At 44.3% G+C, this 792-nt stretch carries 1 protein-coding gene; it reads right to left on the reverse strand.

Going from position 1 to position 792, the window contains the following annotated elements:
- Positions 1-792 (reverse strand): glycine rich domain-containing protein (locus GVV20_RS10610; protein WP_250690221.1); only part of this gene is annotated, 792 nt, incomplete at both ends.

Below are 792 nucleotides of genomic sequence, written 5' to 3' on the forward strand. Positions count from 1 at the left end.
GACACCACCAGCATAACCACCAGTATAGTTGCGAACACTCGACCCGCCACCACCGGCGACTAAGATTCGGTTGAAATGACCGGTTCCCCCAACGCGAATATCAGTAGCTCCACCACCATAGGATCCTCCACTAACGTTAGTCCATGCTTTTCCACCACCATTGAAACCTTGAGCGTTAGTGTCGCCAAAACCACCAACCGTTACAAACAGTTCTTCACCAGCTTCGAGATAAACTTCTCCTGCCGTGTAGCCACCTTTTCCACCAGATCCTTGGTGACTGTCGGTACCCCCTTGTGCACCCCAAGCTTCAATTTTATAATAACCACTCTGTGGAATAACCACACGTTGCACCGCGCCACTATAATCGAAATTCAAAGCAAGATTTCGGTTCACATTAAGCGTATAAACAGTAGGTTCAACGCCTTCACGCGTAACACTCACACGGATTGTATTATCGCCAGCTTTGAGTGAATCCAAACCTTCGACACTAACACTCGCTTTTTCATCAAAGGTTTCTGCTTCAACTTCGATACCTACAGTTTGATAACTATTCACATCGTAGGTATACGTATCCCATGCAAACGTTGCATTATGATTGAATGCATGATTTTTTACTTTTAAGTTGAATAACTTCGTTGATGCTTCACGTTGAAAATGCAAAGTATACACTTTGCTTGTTTTTCCATCGGCCGAGAAAACCGTCACTGTTTGACTTTGATTTCCCCGTTTGAATTCGAGGTATCCTGTACCCACCACAATCTGACTGAGATGCTGTTTATCAACGGTAATTTC

Source organism: Erysipelothrix aquatica (assembly GCF_009828775.2).
GTDB lineage: Bacteria > Bacillota_I > Bacilli_A > Erysipelotrichales > Erysipelotrichaceae > Erysipelothrix > Erysipelothrix aquatica.